This window comes from Streptomyces sp. NPDC006235 (genome assembly GCF_040613735.1).
GTDB lineage: Bacteria > Actinomycetota > Actinomycetes > Streptomycetales > Streptomycetaceae > Streptomyces.
Genome location: NZ_JBEXSR010000035.1, coordinates 85,782 through 104,337, shown reverse-complemented (window position 1 = coordinate 104,337; position 18,556 = coordinate 85,782). Strand labels below are relative to the sequence as shown.

The following is an 18,556-nucleotide window of genomic DNA, read 5'->3' as shown; positions in this document are numbered from 1 at the left end:
AGCCAGCAACGGCTCGATCACCGCCCACGACTCATCGGTCAGCTCATGACGACGCACCACGCACAGACCAACGCGCCAACCACTTTGCGGACACGACCTAGGACCGGTACGGGTTGTAGGCGGGGTACGGCGTCTCGTACGCGGTGTATGGCGTCTCGTACGCGGGGTACGGCGTCGGCGCCTGTGTCCGTGTCGGATAGCCGTACCCGTACGCCCCGTGCACCGGCCACGGTGGGGCCGCCACCGGTACCGGAGGGGCCGTGATGCGCGCGGCGTAGTCCAGCGCGGGGCGGGCCGTCTCGCGGCGGCGCCACAGTTCGTCCAGCAGTTCCCGTTCCCGTACGACGAAGTCGGCACCGGCGCGGCCGCGGCGGCCCCGGTGCCGCAGGAACGCCAGGGACGTCGCGTACGCCTCGTAGCGCGCGACCTCCCGTGCCGCCGCCCGGCCCGCGTGGCGGCGGGCGTACTGGCGGGCGATCCGCCGGGCCCGCATGGAGCCGAGGGCGTACGGCTCGACCGGGGACAGCCACCCGGCCACGCCGTAGGCGGGCAGCTCCGCCCGTACGGTCTTCAGCTCCCGCTGCCGGGTCCAGATCACCAGCCACGTCAGCAGCCCGAAGATGGGCACCATGAACGCCGCGTACACGGCGAAGAATCCGTACTCGCCGAAGGAGGACGAGCCGTTCCACATCGCGTGCATGCCCATCGCGAGCAGCAGCCCCGAGAGCGGGAAGGCGACCCGGCGGATGTGCTGGCGGTCCGCAGCGAGGGCGGAGACGCCGAAGCCGATGCCGGTGAGCACGGTGAAGAGCGGGTGCGCGAACGGCGACATGATGACGCGCACGAAGAAGGTCGCCGCCGTGACGGAGGCGATGCCGGTGCCGCCGGTGAGCTGGTCGGTGCCGAAGGCGGTGCCCAGGTAGAGGATGTTCTCCGTGAACGCGAAGCCGGTGGCGGTGACGCCGGCTGTGACGACTCCGTCGAGGATGCCGGTGAAGTCGCGGCGGCGGAAGAGAAAGACCAGTAAGACGGCCGCCGCCTTGGCGATCTCCTCGACCACCGGCGCTATGACGGTCGCGCCGAGTGTGTCCGCGCTGGAGGGATCCGCCGTGGCCGTCGCTATCCATCTGGTCGCGAAGCTGTTGGCGACGATCGCTATCAGCGCCGCCGCGCAGGCGCCCCAGGCGAAGCAGAACAGCAGGTTCCGCCAGGGGCCCGGTTCGACCCGGTCCAGCCAGCGGAACGAGGCTATGAGCAGGGGCACCGGGAGCGTGGCCAGCCCCAGCCCGACCAGGAACCCTTCCGTGCCGGTCTCTTCGCGGACCAGGGCGAGGATGACGAGGCCGGATATCGCGAGCAGCGTGGTCACCGCGCCGTAGCGCACCCATGTGCGCTGCCACCAGTGGGCGTGCCGCAGGGGGGTGGCGGCGGGTGCGCCGTCGACGGGACCACGGGGATATGGGTGTGGGGGGCAGGTGGCCACGGCATTGACCCTAACGACGGATGGGCGCTGTCCGCAGGCGGAAGGGACGCGAATGCGGTCAGGCGCCGGCGGGGGGTTGGTCCACGTGCTGTACGCGGCGGAAGAGGAGGTCGTTCACGACATGTCCCTTGTCCAGCCCCTGGCCCTCGAAACGGGTCAGGGGGCGGAAGTCGGGACGGGGCGCGAAACCTCCGTCCGCCTGCGTGTTCTCGAAGGCGGGGTGTGCCGTGAGTGCGTCGAGCATCTGTTCGGCGTACGGTTCCCAGTCGGTGGCGCAGTGCACGATCGCGCCGGGCCTGAGGCGGGTGGCGGCGAGGGTCAGGAAGTCGGGCTGGATGAGCCGGCGCTTGTGGTGCCGCTTCTTGGGCCAGGGGTCGGGGAAGTAGACGCGCAGGCCGTCGAGGGAGTCCGGGGTGAGCATCTCGCGCAGGAGGATGATCGCGTCGCCGTTGCCGACCCGGATGTTGGACAGGCCGTTCCGGTCGGCGAGATTGAGCAGGTTGCCCTGGCCGGGGGTGTGGACGTCGACGGCGAGGATGTTGGTGGTGGGATCGGCGGCGGCCATCTGGGCGGTGGCTTCGCCCATGCCGAAGCCGATCTCCAGGACGACGGGATTGTCGTTGCCGAACAGGTCGGACAGGTCGAGGGCTCGGCTGCCGTCGATGTCGAGGCCCCACTTGGGCCACAGCCGCTGAAGCGCGTCCGCCTGGCCGGCTGTGACCCGGCTGCGCCGCGGCTGGAAACTCCGGATCCGCCGCTCGAAGTGCGACCCAGCGGGATCGGCCTTCGGCCCATCGGGAAAACGCGGCTCACCCTTGCCCCGACTGTGCCGGATGGAGGCACCGGAGGCGGGCGGCTGGGGGGCTTCGGGGGTATTCACGGAGTCAGACACAGTGAGACCGATTTTACGGCCGCGGTGTGGCTGCCGGGGGGGCGGTGTGCCTGCGGCGGCCTGCGCGGGTGTGACGGGGGCTTGTGTAGCGCCTGCGCTGTGGTGGCGGGTCGGGGCCGTGCCGGGGGGTGTCCGTCCTCGGAACGGCGCGATGGGGTCGGATACCGACTCGCTGTCCGTTGACGCGCCAACCGCTGCGGGCGGACACCCCCGACACGTCCCCTTCTCGCCGTGCGGGAGTGCGGGCGCCGGTCCCGCTTAGCTGCGGGCAGTCGTGCCTCCCCCAGTGCCTTAAGGGCCTGGGAGTGCCCCCAGGCGGCACGGGTGGGCGCAGCGGCACCCCGCTCCGCCGTGCTGCGCACCCACCCGGCCCCGGCAACTACGCCGGGTGCCCGGCAACCAACAGCACCTGGACCAGCACCCGGCTCTCAACGCCGCCGCAGATCCGCCACCCTCGCCCGCTCCGCCCCAGGACTCTGCTCCCCGAGCATCGTGGCCGACCGCAACCCACTCCCCGCCCCCGGCACCTGCCGCCGAGGCCCGGGCAACGGCACATCCCGACGCTGCTGACGCCCCGGGACGGCATCACCCCCGGGACCTCCCGCCCCGGCCGACCCCCCCGGCGCCCCCGCGACAGTGATCTGCACACCCTGATCGGCGAGCGCCTGAAGCTCCGTACCCGCACGGTCGTCATGGGCGGGCGGCTCATCCGTCACGAGGCGGGTGATGAGATCCGTCGGCACGGTCTGGAACATCGTGTCCGTCCCGAGCTTGGTGTGGTCCGCGAGGACCACCACCTCCGCGGCGGCCTGCACCAGCGCCCGGTCGACCGACGCCGACAGCATGTTGGACGTGGACAGCCCCCGCTCCGCGGTCAGACCGCTCCCGGACAGGAACGCCCGCGACACACGCAGCCCGTGCAGGGACTGCTCGGCACCACTGCCGACCAGGGCGTAGTTCGAGCCGCGGAGCGTACCGCCGGTCATCACGACCTCGACCCGGTTGGCATGGGCCAGCGCCTGGGCGACCAGCAGTGAGTTGGTGACGACGGTCAGCCCGGGCACCCGGGCGAGCCGGCGGGCCAGCTCCTGGGTCGTCGTACCCGCCCCGACCACGATCGCCTCGCCCTCCTCCACGAGATTCGCGGCGAGGTCGGCGATGGCGGTCTTCTCGGCGGTCGCGAGATGAGACTTCTGCGGAAAGCCGGACTCCCGCGTGAAACCGCCCGGCAGTACCGCACCGCCGTGCCGGCGGTCGAGGAGTCCTTCTGCCTCCAGCGCGCGCACGTCCCGCCGTACGGTCACTTCGGAGGTCTGGACGACGCGGGCGAGCTCACGGAGCGACACGGCCCCGTTCGCTCGCACCATTTCGAGGATCAATTGGCGACGTTCTGCAGCGAACACGAAACTGACAGTAACGCCAGCGACCGTCTGCTTTCAGCAGTTTGCGCTGAATAGCAGAAGATGTTCGCACGGAGCAGCGGGAAGTGGTATAGGGGCCTAGTCCTGCCGCCTATGCCGTACGCATGGTCGAACACTCCCCGTGACCAGGCAGGAGCCGGATCCGGCCTCAGCCCTCGCCGGTGTCCTTCCGGGTGTGCAACTGCCGTGCCACCTCGGCGATCGAGCCCGACAGCGAGGGATAGACGGTGAAGGCGTTCGCAATCTGTTCGACGGTCAGATTGTTGTCGACCGCGATCGAGATGGGGTGGATCAGTTCCGAGGCACGCGGCGCCACGACGACACCACCGACCACGATCCCGGTCCCCGGCCGGCAGAAGATCTTGACGAAGCCGTCGCGGATGCCCTGCATCTTGGCGCGCGGGTTGCGCAGCAGCGGCAGCTTCACGACCCTGGCGTCGATCTTCCCGCCGTCGACATCGGCCTGGGTGTAGCCGACGGTGGCGATCTCCGGGTCGGTGAAGACGTTCGACGAGACGGTCTTGAGGTTCAGCGGCGCCACGGCATCGCCCAGGAAGTGGTACATGGCGATACGTCCCTGCATGGCGGCCACCGAGGCGAGGGCGAACACGCCCGTCACGTCACCGGCCGCGTACACGCCCGGAGCGGTCGTACGCGACACCTTGTCGGTCCAGATGTGACCGGACTCGCGCAGCCGGACCCCGGCCTCCTCCAGCCCCATGCCCGAGCTGTTCGGAACGGCACCGACGGCCATCAGGCAGTGCGACCCGGTGATGACCCGCCCGTCGGAGAGGGTCACCTCGACCCGGTCCCCGACCCGCTTGGCGGACTGCGCCCGGGTGCGTCCCATGACGTTCATGCCGCGCCGCCGGAAGACCTCCTCCAGCACGGCCGCCGCGTCCGGGTCCTCACCCGGCAGCACCCGGTCCCGCGACGACACGAGCGTCACCTTCGACCCGAGCGCCTGGTAGGCCCCGGCGAACTCGGCACCGGTCACACCCGACCCGACCACGATCAGCTCCTCGGGGAGTTCGTCGAGGTCGTACACCTGGGTCCAGTTCAGGATCCGCTCGCCGTCGGGCTGGGCGTCGGGCAGCTCGCGGGGATGTCCACCGGTGGCGATGAGCACGGCGTCCGCCGTGAGAGTCTCCTCACTCCCGTCGGCGGCGCGCACCACGACCTTGCGCGACCCGTCGAGCGCCTGCATGCCCTCCAGCCGCCCGCGCCCGCGCAGGACACGCGCCCCGGCACGCGTCACGGAGGCCGTGATGTCGTGCGACTGGGCGAGCGCGAGCCGCTTCACACGCCGGTTGACCTTGCCCAGGTCGACGCCCACCACCCGGGCGCTCTGCTCCAGGGGCGGGGTGTCGTCCGCGACGATGATCCCCAGCTCCTCGTACGACGAGTCGAAGGTGGTCATCACCTCGGCCGTGGCGATCAGGGTCTTCGACGGCACGCAGTCGGTGAGCACCGACGCCCCGCCCAGACCGTCGCAATCGACGACGGTCACCTCCGCGCCGAGTTGAGCGGCCACCAGCGCCGCTTCGTATCCGCCGGGTCCGCCACCGATGATCACGATCCGAGTCACGTACCCCATTGTCCCGCACCCATCAACATCGCACCGCCCCGGGGCCCGCCGCCGATGCGGCTCCGTTACGCGAGTGACTCCCGGGCACCTGCCGTACCCTCTCCCCATGTCGCTCTACGCCGCGTACGCCGGCAACCTCGACGCGCGGCTGATGTCCCGCCGTGCCCCGCACTCGCCGCTGCGCGCCACCGGCTGGCTGAACGGCTGGCGGCTGGCCTTCGGTGGCGAGCACATGGGCTGGGAGGGCGCCCTGCCGACGATCGTCGAGGACCCCCTCTCCCAGGTCTTCGTCGCGCTGTACGACATCGCCCCCATGGACGAGGAGTCCCTCGACCGCTGGGAGGGCGTGGGGCTCGACATCTACCGCCGCACACGCGTACGGGTCCACACCCTGGAGGGTGACGAACAGGCGTGGGCCTTCACCCTCAACGCCTACGAGGGCGGCCTGCCCTCCGCCCGCTACCTGGGAGAGATCGCCGACGCGGCGGAATCGGCCGGCGCCCCCCACGACTACGTCATGGAACTTCGCAAACGCCCCTGCTGACCCACCCTTCGTCGGAAACGACAAGACAACGATCGCCACCCCGTGAGGTCCACCATCTACGCGCGTAGGCAATCACCGGCTACCCTCGTGCGCGTGAACGCATCTCTTCTTCCGGACGACATCCAGGGCGACCCCCACGCCGCCGCCGACGCCGCCGCGGCCCGCCTGCGCGAACTCACGGGCGCCGAGACCCACGACGTCGCCCTCGTGATGGGCTCCGGCTGGGCTCCGGCCGTGGACGCCCTCGGTGCCCCCGAGGCCGAGCTCCAGGTCACCGAGCTGCCCGGCTTCCCGCCCCCGGCGGTCGAGGGCCACGGAGGCAAGATCCGCTCCTACCGGATCGGCAACAAGCGCGCCCTGGTCTTCCTCGGCCGTACGCACTACTACGAGGGCCGCGGCGTGGCGGCGGTCGCCCACGGCGTCCGCACCGCGGTCTCGGCCGGCTGCAAGACGATCGTCCTCACGAACGGCTGCGGCGGCCTGCGCGAGGGCATGCGCCCCGGCCAGCCGGTCCTGATCAGCGACCACATCAACCTCACAGCCACCTCCCCCATCATCGGCGCCAACTTCGTCGACCTCACCGACCTCTACTCCCCGCGCCTGCGGGCCCTGTGCAAGGAGGTCGACCCCACCCTGGAGGAGGGCGTCTACGCCCAGTTCCCCGGCCCGCACTACGAGACTCCGGCGGAGATCCGTATGGCCCGGGTCATCGGTGCGGACCTGGTGGGCATGTCGACGGTCCTGGAGGCGATCGCCGCGCGTGAGGCGGGCGCGGAGGTGCTGGGCATCTCCCTCGTCACGAACCTGGCGGCGGGCATGACCGGAGAGCCCCTGAACCACGAAGAGGTCCTCCAGGCCGGCCGCGACTCCGCGACGCGCATGGGTTCACTGCTCGCCCAGGTCCTGGGACGCCTGTAAGCAACCCGGCGTAATCGCTGGGGCGGGGTGGGTCCGCAGCCCGGCGGAACGGGGTGCCGCTGCGCCCACCCGTGCCGCCCTGGGGGCACCTCCCAGGCCCTTAAGGCACCGGGGGAGGCACGACTGCCCGCAGCTGAGGCGAGACCCACCCGCACCCGCGTACGCACGGAAGGGGACGTGCCGGGGGTGTCCGCCCGCAGCGGTTGGCGCGTCAACGGACGGTTAGTCGGTACGCAACCCCATCGCGCCGTTCCGAGGACGGACACCCCCCGGCACGTCCCCGACCCACCGCACCCCGGTAGGCGCTACGCGCACCCCCACCGAACCAGCCACAGGCCGCCGCAGGCACCCCGCACCACCCACACAACGGAGAGGCTGACACAGACCGTGCACGACGAACTCATCGCACAGGCCCAGGCGTGGCTCACCGAGGACCCCGACCCGGAAACCCGCACCGAGCTCGCCCGCCTCATCGACGCCCAGGACCACACCGAACTCGCCGCCCGCTTCAGCGGCACCCTCCAGTTCGGCACCGCCGGCCTCCGCGGCGAACTCGGCGCCGGCCCCATGCGCATGAACAGCTCCGTCGTCATCCGCGCGGCCGCCGGCCTCGCCGCGTACCTCAAGAAGCAGGGCCACCACGACGGCCTCGTCGTCATCGGCTACGACGCCCGCCACAAGTCGCACGACTTCGCCCGCGACACCGCCGCCGTCATGACGGGCGCCGGCCTCCGCGCCGCCGTCCTCCCCCGCCCCCTCCCCACCCCCGTCCTCGCCTTCGCGATAAGGCACCTCGGCGCGGTCGCCGGCGTGGAGGTCACCGCCAGCCACAACCCGCCCCGCGACAACGGCTACAAGGTCTACCTCGGCGACGGCTCCCAGATCGTCCCCCCGGCGGACACCGAGATCGCGGCGGAGATCGCCGCCGTCCCGTCCCTCACCACCGTCCGGCGCCCCACGGAAGGCTGGGAGACCCTCGACGACAGCGTCCTCGACGCCTACCTCGCCCGCACCGACGCCGTACTCGCCAAGGATTCCCCCCGCACGGCCCGCACGGTGTACACGGCGATGCACGGCGTCGGCAAGGACGTCCTCCTCGCCGCCTTCGCCCGCGCCGGCTTCCCGGAACCGGCCCTCGTTGCGGAGCAGGCCGAGCCCGACCCGGAGTTCCCGACCGTCGCGTTCCCCAACCCGGAGGAGCCCGGCGCGATGGACCTGGCGTTCGCGACGGCCCGCGCGACCACGCCCGCCCCCGACCTGATCATCGCCAACGACCCGGACGCGGACCGCTGCGCCGTCGCCGTACAGGACGGCCAAGACGACCAAGTCGACGACCAGGACGGCCAGAACGGCACCGCCTGGCGCATGCTCCGCGGCGACGAGGTAGGCGCCCTGCTCGCCGCCCACCTGGTCCGTCGCGGAGCAACCGGCACCTTCGCGGAGTCGATCGTCTCCTCCTCCCTCGTCGGCCGTATCGCCGAGAAGGCCGGCCTCCCCCACGTCGAGACCCTCACCGGCTTCAAGTGGATCGCCCGCGCGGAGGGCCTGCGCTACGGCTACGAGGAGGCCCTCGGCTACTGCGTCGACCCGGACGGCGTGCGCGACAAGGACGGCATCACGGCCGCGCTCCTGATCACGGAACTGGCGTCGCAGCTCAAGCAGGAGGGCCGCACCCTCCTCGACCTCCTCGACGACCTGGCCGTGGAACACGGCCTGCACGCCACGGACCAGCTCTCGGTCCGCGTCGAGGACCTGTCCCTGATCGCCGCCGCGATGCGCCGCCTGCGCGAACAGCCCCCGACCGAACTCGCCGGCCTGCCGATCACGCGCACCGACGACCTCACGCAGGGCACGGACACCCTCCCGCCCACCGACGGCCTGCGCTACACCCTCGACGGCGCCCGGGTGATCGTCCGCCCGAGCGGCACGGAGCCGAAGCTGAAGTGCTACCTGGAGGTCGTGATCCCGGTCGCGACCCACGCCGAGCTCCCCCGGGCCCGCGCCCAGGCGACGGCCCTACTGGAGTCGATCAAGCGCGACCTGTCGACAGCGGCAGGCATCTGACCGCACCCGCGGTCGTACGCCCACAGGACGGCCCCGCCCCGGCAAGCACCCCGGCCGGGGCCGCCCTCCCTCAGCCCACAACCCCGCCCGTCACCACAACCCCGCCCGTCACCATCACCCCACCACCACCAAAATCAACACCAACAACGCCCCGGCCACCGCCGGCCCCATCACCTCGTACGCCCACCGCACGGTCACCTCCCCCTGCGCCGTCTCCGCCCGGCGCCGCGCCTCGTGCAGCCCGCGCAGCTCATCCATGATCCGGTCGGTCTCCGCCCGCGCGGGCCCGTCCGACACCGGGCCGCCGGCGAGGCCCTGCCCCGGCCCGGAGCCCAGCCCCGCGCGCATCCCGAGCGCACTGCCGCGCCCCTCGTCCCGCCCCATGTGCCGACGCGCCTGCGCGGTCGCGCGCATCTCCCGCCGCGCGGCCTTCTTGCGGGCGCGCAGCGAGACTGGCACGGCCCACAGCTGGTACTTAGCGCCGGACTCGGTGAGGACCTCGTTCGAGTAGGCGGACTTCAGCGAGGCGACCTGCCCCCAGGGGACCACGATGACGCGGAACGGGTTGCGGATCCGCAGCCGGTCGTCACCCGCGTACACGGCGGGCCGCAGCGTGAACGCGGCGACCAGCGGCACGATCAGGATCAGCACGGCGAGCGCCATCCACGGCGTGCGCCCCTCGCCCGAGACGATCGCGTCGATGCCGAGCCACCCGGCGATGGCGAGCAGCAGGACGCCACCGGCGATGGCCGGAACCGACCGGTACACCCGGTCCTTGGACTCGGGCTCCGGAGGCTGCGGCGCGGGCGACTGGGAATCGGGGCTCGTCATGCCCCGATTCTGCCGGACCGTGTGCAGACCACTGCTACCCACCCGACCGAACCCAGGCACCAAACCCAGGGGCTGTACAGCCGCTACGCGCGTAGATATGCTCGTCTGGTGACCATGCCCAGTTCTGCACTCACCGCAGCTCACCCCCTCAAGGACGTCACCGCGTCCGACAGCGCGCTGCGCCGCTTCCTCCACGGGCTCCCCGGTGTCGACGCGGTCGGCCTGGAGGGGCGTGCGGCCTCCCTCGGCACGCGTTCGATCAAGACGACCGCGAAGGCGTACGCCATCGACCTCGCCATCTCGATGGTCGACCTGACGACGCTGGAAGGCGCGGACACCCCGGGCAAGGTCCGGGCGCTCGGCGCGAAGGCGGTCCGGCCCGACCCGACCGACCGTACGGCGCCCGCGACGGCCGCGGTCTGCGTCTACCCCGACATGGTGGCCGTGGCCAAGGAGGCCGTCGCCGGCTCCGGCGTGAAGGTCGCCTCCGTCGCCACGGCGTTCCCGGCCGGCCGCGCCCCGCTCACCGTCAAGCTGGCCGACGTCCGTGAGGCCGTCGCCGCCGGCGCCGACGAGATCGACATGGTCATCGACCGCGGGGCGTTCCTCTCGGGTCGATACTTGAAGGTGTACGACGAGATCACCGCCGTGAAGGAGGCCTGCGGCACGTCCGCGCGCCTGAAGGTCATCTTCGAGACCGGCGAGCTGTCGACGTACGACAACATCCGCCGCGCGAGCTGGCTCGGGATGCTGGCGGGCGCGGACTTCATCAAGACGTCCACCGGCAAGGTCGCCGTCAACGCGACCCCGGCGAACACGCTCCTCATGCTGGAGGCGGTACGTGACTTCCGGGCGCAGACCGGCATCCAGGTCGGTGTGAAGCCGGCGGGCGGCATCCGCACCTCCAAGGACGCCATCAAGTTCCTCGTGCTGGTCAACGAGACCGCCGGCGGGGACTGGCTGGACAACCACTGGTTCCGCTTCGGCGCCTCCTCGCTGCTGAACGACCTGCTGATGCAGCGCCAGAAGCTGGCCACCGGCCGCTACTCCGGCCCCGACTACGTGACGGTGGACTGAGATCCCATGAACGAGCCCATGAACAGGGAAAACGTGTCATCGGTATTCGAATACGCCCCGGCCCCCGAGTCCCGCTCGATCGTCGACATCGCGCCCTCGTACGGCCTGTTCATCGACGGCGAGTTCGTGGAGGCGGCCGACGGCAAGGTCTTCAAGACGGTCAGCCCCTCCTCCGAGGAGGTCCTCGCCGAGGTCGCCCAGGCGGGCGAGGCGGACGTGGACCGCGCCGTACAGGCGGCCCGCAAGGCCTTCGAGAAGTGGTCGGCGCTGCCCGGCTCGGAGCGCGCCAAGTACCTGTTCCGCATCGCGCGGATCATCCAGGAGCGCTCCCGCGAGCTCGCCGTCCTCGAAACCCTCGACAACGGCAAGCCGATCAAGGAGACCCGCGACGCGGACCTCCCCCTGGTCGCGGCGCACTTCTTCTACTACGCGGGCTGGGCGGACAAGCTCGACCACGCCGGCTTCGGCGCGAACCCGAGGCCGCTGGGCGTGGCGGGCCAGGTCATCCCCTGGAACTTCCCGCTGCTGATGCTGGCGTGGAAGATCGCCCCGGCGCTCGCGACCGGCAACACGGTCGTCCTGAAGCCGGCGGAGACCACCCCGCTCTCGGCGCTGTTCTTCGCCGACATCTGCCGCCAGGCGGGCCTGCCGAAGGGCGTCGTCAACATCCTCCCCGGCTACGGCGGCGCGGGCGCGGCACTGGTGGCCCACCCGGACGTGAACAAGGTCGCCTTCACGGGCTCCACGGCCGTCGGCAAGGAGATCGCCCGCACGGTCGCCGGCACCCGCAAGAAGGTCACGCTCGAACTGGGCGGCAAGGGCGCCAACATCGTCTTCGACGACGCACCCGTGGACCAGGCCGTCGAGGGCATCGTCAACGGCATCTTCTTCAACCAGGGCCAGGTCTGCTGCGCCGGCAGCCGCCTCCTGGTCCAGGAGTCGATCCACGACGAGCTCCTCGACTCCCTCAAGCGCCGTCTGTCGACCCTCCGCCTCGGCGACCCGCTCGACAAGAACACGGACATCGGCGCGATCAACTCCGAGGAACAGCTCACGCGCATCACCACGCTCGTCGAGCAGGGCGAGGCGGAGGGTGCCGAGCGCTGGTCGCCGGCCTGCGAACTGCCGGAGAGCGGCTACTGGTTCGCCCCGACGCTCTTCACGAACGTCACCCAGGCGCACACCGTCGCCCGGGACGAGATCTTCGGCCCGGTGCTGTCGGTCCTGACCTTCCGCACCCCGGACGAGGCGGTCGCCAAGGCCAACAACACGCCGTACGGGCTCTCCGCCGGCGTCTGGACGGAGAAGGGCTCCCGCATCCTGGCGGTCGCGAACAAGCTCCGCGCCGGCGTCGTCTGGTCCAACACGTTCAACAAGTTCGACCCGACCTCGCCGTTCGGCGGTTACAAGGAGTCGGGCTTCGGCCGCGAGGGCGGCCGCCACGGCCTGGAGGCGTACCTCGATGTCTGATCGGCTCACCGTTCTGAAGACCTACAAGCTGTACGTCGGCGGGAAGTTCCCGCGTTCCGAGAGCGGCCGGGTGTACGAGGTGACGGACTCGAAGGGCAAGTGGCTGGCGAACGCACCCCTGTCCTCCCGCAAGGACGCCCGTGACGCGGTCGTGGCCGCCCGCAAGGCGTTCGGCGGCTGGTCCGGCGCGACGGCGTACAACCGCGGCCAGGTCCTCTACCGCGTCGCGGAGATGCTGGAGGGCCGCCGCGACCAGTTCACGCGTGAGGTGGCCGACGCGGAGGGACTGTCGAAGTCCAAGGCGGCGGCGGTCGTGGACGCGACGATCGACCGCTGGGTCTGGTACGCGGGCTGGACCGACAAGATCGCCCAGGTGGTCGGCGGCGGCAACCCGGTGGCGGGCCCGTTCTTCAACCTGTCCTCCCCCGAGCCGACGGGCGTGGTCGCGGTCCTGGCGCCCCAGGAGTCGTCCTTCCTGGGCCTGGTGTCGGTGCTCGCCCCGGTGATCGCGACCGGCAACACGGCGGTCGTGGTGGCGAGCGAGAAGGGGCCGCTGCCCGCGCTCTCCCTCGCCGAGGTGCTGGCGACCTCGGACGTCCCCGGCGGCGTGGTCAACGTCCTGTCGGGCCGCTCGGCGGAGATCGCGACCCCGCTCGCCGCCCACCAGGACGTCAACGCGATCGATCTCGCGGGCGCCGACGAGGCCCTCGCGAAGGAACTGGAGATCGCCGCGGCCGACAACCTCAAGCGCGTCCTGCGTCCACAGCCTGTGGATTACGCGGAGACGCCCGGCATCGACCGCATGACGGCGTTCCTGGAGACGAAAACCGTCTGGCACCCCACGGGGTCACTGGGCGCCTCGGGCTCCTCGTACTAGCGCGCCCCTCACAGCGGAAGCCCCGGCCCTCCTCCGTCCGGGAGGGCCGGGGCTTCTCTCACGCGCGCCTGCCGCCGTGCAGGCCCTACTGCGACAGCAACCCCGCCGCCTCCCCCACCACCGGGATGCTCGCGATCGACTGCGCCTGCGCCACCGGCCCCGACAGCGCCTGGGACGTCATCGGCTTGAAGTCGGCGAGCTGGATGCCGACGCCGTTGTCGAGCGGGTCGACTCCGGTGCCGACGAGCGAGTTGGGCTTGAGGCCGGCGACCGGGCCGGTGACGCAGCCGAGCGTGCCGGTCGTGGCCTGGAGGCCGGACTGGGGGTCGATCCTGCCGAGGGAGGTGGGGCGGGTGTTGACCATGCCCAGGGCCGAGTCCGTGTCGGCGGCGGCCGTCGCCGTACCCGCCCCCAGCGCCATGCCCGCGGTCGTGAGAACGGCCAGGGCACGCTGGGCGGTCGGCTTCTCGGGAGAGTCGTGTCAGGCCATCGCTGCCACCTTCCGAAGCACTGGGTAATCGATTCGACACAAGGGGTAGTTGAGGTGTGACGCGCGCATCAAAGCCGACCCGCGGGGTCGTACGGCCCCCGATGGATGCCTCACACTGGTGTCCCGTGAGTTCTCCTCTGGCCATACCGACGCGAGTCGTGCTGCTCTGCGGCCCCTCCGGCTCCGGCAAGTCCCTCCTCGCGGCCCGCTCCGGCCTCCCGGTGCTGCGGCTCGACGACTTCTACAAGGAGGGCGACGACCCGACGCTGCCGCTGGTGGCGGGGAGTTCGGACATCGACTGGGACCATCCTCAGTCGTGGGACGCGGACACGGCCGTCGCCGCGATCACCCGGCTGTGCCGCACGGGCCGTACGGACGTCCCCGTCTACGACATCGCGCGCAGCGCCCGCACCGGCACGGAGACGGTGGACATCGGGCGGACCCCGCTGTTCATCGCGGAGGGCATCTTCGCCGCGGAGATCGTCACGCGCTGCCGGGAGCTCGGCGTCCTCGCCGACGCACTGTGTCTGAGCCGCGGCCCGGTGAAGACGTTCCGCCGCCGCTTCCTGCGGGATCTGCGGGAGGGCCGCAAGTCGGTGCCGTTCCTGCTGCGCCGCGGCTGGCGTCTGATGCGGGAGGAACGCTCGATCGTCGCCCGCCAGACCGCGCTGGGCGCGTACGCCTGCGACCGCGACGAGGCGATGGGCCGGCTGGCCGATGCAGCTGCGGGTCGGTGTGTGAAAGGGAAGTACACCGCAACCATCAATTGAGGAACCACGGCGGCGAGCAACCACGTCCGCGAGAGCGGCGCCGGTTTAGGCGCAAAGAGGGGACTGGACGGACCCCCCGGCCCTCCAGCCCCGCTCTGTGCTCCCCGTTGCCCTCCCCCGTCTTCCCCCGTGTTCCCCCCATTCCTGAGGAGACGCCCCCCAGCGTCTCCGCAGTCCCCCGTGGGCCCCGGTTCCTCCCCCGTGGGTCCTCTGTGGTGCTCCCCCCGGCCTTCAGGCGACGAGCTCGCCGAAGGCGTCCTCCTCGTCACGGCCGAAGCTGAGGACCTCGTCCTCGCGCAGCCGGCGGAGCGACCGCCAGATGCTGGACTTCACCGTGCCGACACTGATGTCGAGGATCTCCGCGATCTCCGGGTCCGTGCGGCCCTCGTAGTAGCGCAGGACCAGCATGGTGCGCTGGAGTTCCGGCAGCCGGGCCAGCGCCTGCCACAGGACCGCGCGCAGCTCGGTGCCGCGCATCGCGTCCGTGTCGCCGGGCGTCTCCGGGAGTTCCTCGGTCGGGTACTCGTTGAGCTTGCGGCGCCGCCAGGCGCTGATGTGCAGGTTGGTCATGGTGCGGCGGAGGTATCCGCCGACCGCGGCCTTGTCACTGATCCGGTCCCACGCCCGGTAGGTCGAGAACAGCGCGCTCTGCAGCAGGTCCTCGGCCTCGAAGCGGTCGCCGGTGAGGTGGTAGGCGGTGGCGTACAGGGAGGCGCGGCGCTCCTGGACGTAGGCGGTGAACTCCGCCTCCGACAGTGAGCGGCGCTCCCCCGAGTCCTCCCTGTACGCGGCTCCCCCGTGAGCCCCCGTCCCCGTGCTGTCCCCCGTGTGTGCGTCAACGACCGTCATGAACCCGGTGTGCTGACGCCCGGTGCCGCGAGCGCACCCCCGCCCGCTCACGGCACCGGACTTCTCGGAACCCCGGCTCACGTCGTGCAGACGCGTGACCACTGCGCTGGTGCTGGTGCCGTGCAGCGTGTTCATCTCGCGCCCCCCGTCGTGGACTTCCGGTGTGCGGCCCGCCGGCCGGGCGGGCTTTCCTGCTTGTGCCGAAAACTTTGCCGCGGCACTTTCATGGCCGTGTCCGCCGACTGTCACAGAGCTGTCACAGGGATCGGCCGTATGGCGGACACACCCCGTGCACGGGTGTCGGTGCCGTGCGCGGGGCTCATCTCGGCCCACATGTCGAACCGTGACCCCTCCATGGGCCAGAATGTGCCCGTGCCTTCCCTGTTGCTGATCGAGGACGACGACGCCATCCGGACGGCCCTGGAGCTCTCACTGACGCGCCAGGGTCACCGGGTGGCGACCGCTGCCAGTGGTGAGGACGGTCTGAAGCTGCTGCGCGAGCAGCGGCCGGATCTGATCGTGCTGGATGTGATGCTGCCCGGCATCGACGGGTTCGAGGTGTGCCGGCGCATCCGGCGCACGGACCAGTTGCCGATCATCCTGCTGACCGCGCGCAACGACGACATCGACGTGGTCGTCGGGCTGGAGTCCGGCGCCGACGACTATGTCGTCAAGCCGGTGCAGGGGCGGGTGCTGGACGCCAGGATCCGGGCCGTGCTGCGGCGCGGCGAGCGGGAGTCGAATGACGCGGCGAGCTTCGGCAGCCTCGTCATCGACCGCTCGGCGATGACGGTGACGAAGAACGGCGAGGATCTTCAGCTCACGCCGACCGAGCTGCGGCTGCTGCTGGAGCTGAGCCGGCGGCCGGGGCAGGCGCTGTCGCGGCAGCAGCTGCTGCGGCTGGTGTGGGAACACGACTACCTGGGTGACTCGCGGCTCGTGGACGCGTGTGTCCAGCGGCTGCGCGCCAAGGTCGAGGACGTGCCCTCGTCCCCGACGCTGATCCGTACCGTGCGGGGTGTCGGCTACCGGCTGGATCCGCCTCAGTGACACAGGGGAACCAGGGGGGGACCCGCGGCTGGACCGCGGCGCGCAAGGGAGTTCTGTCGCGGCTGCGCTTCACCAGTCTGCGGCTGAGGCTGGTCGTCGTCTTCGGTCTGGTGGCGCTGACGGCCGCCGTGTCCGCGTCCGGGATCGCGTACTGGCTCAACCGCGAGGCCGTGCTCACCCGCGCCCAGGACGCCGTGCTGCGCGACTTCGAGCAGGAGATGCAGAACCGGGCCGGTGCGCTGCCCGATCGGCCCACGCAGGACGAGCTCCAGCACACCGCGGGCCAGATGGCGGGCAGCGACCAGCGCTTCAGCGTGCTGCTGGTCGCGAGGGACGCCGACGGCAGGACCGTCTACGGCAGCTCCGGCGGGCTGAGCGGCTTCTCGCTGCGGGACGTGCCGGTCTCGCTGCGTACGGCGGTGAACAGGGCGCAGAAGGTCGACGCGTCCAACGAGCACCCGTACCACCTGTACTGGCAGCGGGTCGTCGACCACGACACGCCGTATCTCGTGGCCGGGACGCGGGTGATCGGCGGCGGTCCGACCGGTTACATGCTGAAGTCGCTGGAGCCGGAGGCGAAGGACCTCAACTCGCTGGCCTGGTCGCTGGGGATCGCGACGGGGCTCGCGCTGATCGGCTCGGCGCTGCTCGCGCAGGCCGCGGCGACGACCGTGCTGAAGCCGGTGCAGCGGCTCGGGACGGCCGCGCGGCGGCTCGGGGAGGGCAAGCTGGACACTCGGCTCAGGGTGTCCGGGACCGACGAACTCGCCGACCTGTCGCGGACGTTCAACAAGGCGGCCGAGGCGCTGGAGAAGCGGGTCGCCGACATGGCCGCGCGGGACGAGGCGTCCCGGCGGTTCGTCGCCGACATGAGTCATGAGCTGCGGACGCCGCTCACCGCCATCACCGCCGTGACGGAGGTGCTGGAGGAGGAGCTGGAGGCGGAGACCGGGAGCATGGACCCGATGATCGAGCCCGCCGTCCGGCTGGTGGTCAGCGAGACCCGGCGGCTGAACGACCTCGTCGAGAACCTGATGGAGGTCACCCGCTTCGACGCGGGCACGGCCCGGCTCGTCCTGGACGACGTCGACATAGCCGACCAGATCACCGCGTGCATCGACGCCCGCGCCTGGCTGGACGCGGTCGAGCTGGACGCCGAGCGCGGCATCCACGCCCGGCTGGACCCGCGCCGCCTGGACGTCATCCTGGCCAACCTGATCGGCAACGCGCTCAAGCACGGCGGCTCCCCGGTGCGGGTGCGTGTCCGGGTGGAGGACGACTCGCTCGTCATCGAGGTGCAGGACCACGGGCCCGGCATCCCCGAGGACGTCCTGCCGCACGTCTTCGACCGTTTCTACAAGGCCAGCGCGTCCCGGCCGCGCTCCGAGGGCAGCGGCCTGGGTCTGTCCATCGCCCAGGAGAACGCCCACATCCACGGCGGCGAGATCACCGCGGCGAACTCGCCCGACTCGGGCGCGGTGTTCACCCTGCGGCTCCCGCGCCACACGTCCGCGCCGGGGGAACAGCCCGCCGAGGGCGAGCGCAAGGACGGGGACGACACCGGCCCGGACCAGGGCGCGGACGCGAAGGGGGACGCCTGATGACCACACGTCTCGTCTCCAGGGCCCGGATCGGTGCCGTGTCCGTGCTCGCCCTGCTGCTCGCCGGCTGCGGGATCCGGGCCACGGAGGTGCCGACGAACTTCGGGCCCGCGCCTTCCCGGGTGCGCTGTTCGCTGGCCGAGCCGGACGTGTCGACGCAGGCCGCGCGGGGGCTGCCCGTGCAGGTGTTCCTGCTGTGCGGGTCCTCGCTGGTGACCGTCGACCGGACCGTGCGGGTCCCGGACGGTGCGGCCGACTCCGAGCGGCGGATGCTGGTGGCGCAGGGCCTGCTGGACCAGCTCGCGGCGCAGCCGTCGCCCGCCGAGAAGGAAGCCGGCTACAGCACGGACGTGCGCGGCGGCATCGCCGTGGGCGGGCCCCGGCCCGGTGACCCGGAGGACACGCTGCGGCTGAGCATGGCGCCGGACGGCCTCACCTCGTACGCCCTCGCCCAGATCGTCTGCACCTTCTCCGACTCGGCGGCCGCCGAGGGCAACGGCTCCGTGGTCCTGGGCGGCCCCGGTGCCGGCCCCCCGCGCCGCTATGAGTGCACGGACGAGGTGCGGGCCCGGCCGGGCAGCAAGGAACCGCCCTCCAAGGACGCGGCCGGGGAATGAGCGGGCCGGGTTCG

At 71.5% G+C, this 18,556-nt stretch carries 17 protein-coding genes; 10 read left to right on the top strand and 7 right to left on the bottom strand.

From position 1 onward, the window contains the following. Positions 1-97: 97 nt before the first annotated feature. The 4 genes from ABZ192_RS31830 to ABZ192_RS31815 form a co-directional block, all read right to left on the bottom strand. Positions 98-1,483, bottom strand: a complete 1,386-nt coding sequence (locus tag ABZ192_RS31830) for a PrsW family intramembrane metalloprotease (protein ID WP_356927938.1) — start codon at positions 1,481-1,483, stop codon at positions 98-100. Between the two features lie 58 nt (positions 1,484-1,541). Next, a complete protein-coding gene (trmB, locus tag ABZ192_RS31825) occupies positions 1,542-2,375 on the bottom strand; it encodes a tRNA (guanosine(46)-N7)-methyltransferase TrmB (protein ID WP_356927937.1) in 834 nt (277 codons plus the stop codon). Positions 2,376-2,803: 428 nt separating this feature from the next. Continuing rightward, positions 2,804-3,778 (bottom strand): DeoR/GlpR family DNA-binding transcription regulator, encoded by a 975-nt coding sequence (locus ABZ192_RS31820; RefSeq protein WP_356927936.1) that lies wholly within the window; start codon positions 3,776-3,778, stop codon positions 2,804-2,806. 166 nt (positions 3,779-3,944) lie between these two features. Next, complete coding sequence (locus ABZ192_RS31815) at positions 3,945-5,393, bottom strand: NAD(P)H-quinone dehydrogenase (RefSeq protein WP_356927935.1); 1,449 nt, start codon at positions 5,391-5,393, stop codon at positions 3,945-3,947. Positions 5,394-5,490: 97 nt separating this feature from the next. On the opposite strand from ABZ192_RS31815, the gene ABZ192_RS31810 reads away from it, so the two are divergent. The 3 genes from ABZ192_RS31810 (at position 5,491) to ABZ192_RS31800 (ending at position 8,910) form a co-directional block, all read left to right on the top strand. After that, positions 5,491-5,928, top strand: a complete 438-nt coding sequence (locus tag ABZ192_RS31810; protein WP_356927934.1) for a gamma-glutamylcyclotransferase — start codon at positions 5,491-5,493, stop codon at positions 5,926-5,928. A 93-nt stretch (positions 5,929-6,021) separates the two neighbouring features. Beyond that, the gene (locus ABZ192_RS31805) at positions 6,022-6,846 is read left to right on the top strand and encodes a purine-nucleoside phosphorylase (protein ID WP_020274367.1); all 825 of its coding nucleotides are present in this window, start codon (positions 6,022-6,024) and stop codon (positions 6,844-6,846) included. 387 nt (positions 6,847-7,233) lie between these two features. After that, on the top strand, positions 7,234-8,910 hold the full coding sequence (locus ABZ192_RS31800; protein ID WP_356927933.1) for a phospho-sugar mutase: 1,677 nt from the start codon (positions 7,234-7,236) through the stop codon (positions 8,908-8,910). Between the two features lie 114 nt (positions 8,911-9,024). Here ABZ192_RS31800 and ABZ192_RS31795 read toward each other — a convergent pair whose 3' ends face one another. Beyond that, on the bottom strand, positions 9,025-9,741 hold the full coding sequence (locus tag ABZ192_RS31795) for a PH domain-containing protein (protein WP_356927932.1): 717 nt from the start codon (positions 9,739-9,741) through the stop codon (positions 9,025-9,027). 114 nt (positions 9,742-9,855) lie between these two features. Between ABZ192_RS31795 and deoC the strand changes: the two genes are divergently transcribed. From deoC to ABZ192_RS31780, 3 genes are read left to right on the top strand one after another with little or no spacing between them, the layout of a single operon-like run. Continuing rightward, positions 9,856-10,818: a deoxyribose-phosphate aldolase gene (deoC, locus tag ABZ192_RS31790; RefSeq protein ID WP_356927931.1), complete on the top strand. Its 963-nt coding sequence runs from the start codon at positions 9,856-9,858 to the stop codon at positions 10,816-10,818. A gap of 33 nt (positions 10,819-10,851) precedes the next feature. Then, positions 10,852-12,288: an aldehyde dehydrogenase family protein gene (locus ABZ192_RS31785; RefSeq protein WP_356927930.1), complete on the top strand. Its 1,437-nt coding sequence runs from the start codon at positions 10,852-10,854 to the stop codon at positions 12,286-12,288. Then, complete coding sequence (locus ABZ192_RS31780) at positions 12,281-13,165, top strand: aldehyde dehydrogenase family protein (protein WP_356927929.1); 885 nt, start codon at positions 12,281-12,283, stop codon at positions 13,163-13,165. The genes ABZ192_RS31785 and ABZ192_RS31780 overlap by 8 nt, the downstream gene beginning before the upstream one ends. Before the next feature lie 85 nt (positions 13,166-13,250). Here ABZ192_RS31780 and ABZ192_RS31775 read toward each other — a convergent pair whose 3' ends face one another. Then, positions 13,251-13,586 (bottom strand): hypothetical protein, encoded by a 336-nt coding sequence (locus ABZ192_RS31775; protein ID WP_356927928.1) that lies wholly within the window; start codon positions 13,584-13,586, stop codon positions 13,251-13,253. A gap of 125 nt (positions 13,587-13,711) precedes the next feature. Between ABZ192_RS31775 and ABZ192_RS31770 the strand changes: the two genes are divergently transcribed. Then, entirely contained in the window at positions 13,712-14,425 is a 714-nt protein-coding gene (locus ABZ192_RS31770) for a uridine kinase (RefSeq protein ID WP_356927927.1), read from the top strand. A 231-nt stretch (positions 14,426-14,656) separates the two neighbouring features. Here ABZ192_RS31770 and ABZ192_RS31765 read toward each other — a convergent pair whose 3' ends face one another. Continuing rightward, positions 14,657-15,409: a SigE family RNA polymerase sigma factor gene (locus ABZ192_RS31765; protein ID WP_356927926.1), complete on the bottom strand. Its 753-nt coding sequence runs from the start codon at positions 15,407-15,409 to the stop codon at positions 14,657-14,659. A 237-nt stretch (positions 15,410-15,646) separates the two neighbouring features. Here ABZ192_RS31765 and afsQ1 point away from each other — a divergent pair, with 237 nt between their 5' ends. From afsQ1 to ABZ192_RS31750, 3 genes are read left to right on the top strand one after another with little or no spacing between them, the layout of a single operon-like run. Then, positions 15,647-16,324: a two-component system response regulator AfsQ1 gene (gene afsQ1 / locus ABZ192_RS31760; RefSeq protein WP_150482700.1), complete on the top strand. Its 678-nt coding sequence runs from the start codon at positions 15,647-15,649 to the stop codon at positions 16,322-16,324. Next, a complete protein-coding gene (locus ABZ192_RS31755; RefSeq protein ID WP_356927925.1) occupies positions 16,321-17,925 on the top strand; it encodes a HAMP domain-containing sensor histidine kinase in 1,605 nt (534 codons plus the stop codon). Before afsQ1 ends, ABZ192_RS31755 begins: the two co-directional genes overlap by 4 nt. After that, positions 17,925-18,542 carry a hypothetical protein gene (locus tag ABZ192_RS31750; protein WP_356927924.1) on the top strand — a complete coding sequence of 206 codons (618 nt, stop codon included), beginning with the start codon at positions 17,925-17,927 and terminating at the stop codon, positions 18,540-18,542. Before ABZ192_RS31755 ends, ABZ192_RS31750 begins: the two co-directional genes overlap by 1 nt. The last annotated feature ends 14 nt before the right edge of the window (positions 18,543-18,556 follow it).